Source organism: Neorhizobium turbinariae, from assembly GCF_023223505.1.
Lineage (GTDB): Bacteria > Pseudomonadota > Alphaproteobacteria > Rhizobiales > Rhizobiaceae > Neorhizobium > Neorhizobium turbinariae.
In genome coordinates this window covers 1-860 of sequence record NZ_JALPRY010000022.1, presented here as the reverse complement: position 1 = coordinate 860, position 860 = coordinate 1, and the positions used below count along the sequence as shown (strand labels likewise).

Here is an 860-nt window from a genome sequence, read left to right as displayed (position 1 = left end):
ACTTCTCGGCGCAAATCCCGGGTCAGCTCTCAGTGCAAATCAACAGCGACCACCCAGCGCCAGAACAGCATCATCCAGCAGATTAGCGACCGTGCCGCGGAAGGGCGTCCCCGGCTGGCCGCACTGGACGACCAGCTCGACGAACTGGAAGCAACGCGCGAGAAGCTGGCAAAGGAACTGGCCTCCGCCGAGCAGCCTGCAGAGGATTTCACTGAGAAGGTCGAGAAACTGAAGGCGCAGTTCAATCCAGCCAATATGGAGATCATCATCCGCAAGCTGATCTACCTCGCCCGCAACAACGCAGACGAACACGCTAAGCAGCGCCTGATGCCGGTCGTCCGTGACCTGATCCAGAAGGTGGTGATCGGCAAGACGCCTGGGCATCAGCCGGCGACGCTGCAGGTTCATGGATCGATCGCTAACATCATGGCGTCAATGGAGGTGATCGACCTGATGGGGCAGCAATTCCTCGCGGCTGCCCAGAACGACTTCATGGCGCGACTGGCGTCGGGCGAGATCGACACGGAGACCAAACAACAGAAGCTCCTCGACGCTTACGCGGAGGAGCTTTCAAGGAAGTATGGAGAATGGGAGAATTTACAAGTTTCGGTGGTTGCGGGGGCAGGATTTGAACCTGCGGCCTTCAGGTTATGAGCCTGACGAGCTACCGGGCTGCTCCACCCCGCGATATTGTTTTTCCGGGCGTTTTCCCGGGAGCGATTTCAGGCGTAGCCTGATGAGGTGATGCCGTCAAGTGATCGATCGGGAGGATTGATGACGGCAGAACGGGCTCTGCACCCCGTGTTGTGTTTTTGTTTCGGGTTTTTTGCCCGTGAGGGAGTGTTGTGTGTCGAGAAGAT

The 860-nt window shown here is 58.0% G+C and carries 1 tRNA gene; it reads right to left on the bottom strand.

From position 1 onward, the window contains the following. Positions 1-610 precede the first annotated feature (610 nt). Positions 611-687 (bottom strand) — tRNA-Met (locus M0654_RS18240). Positions 688-860: the final 173 nt, after the last annotated feature.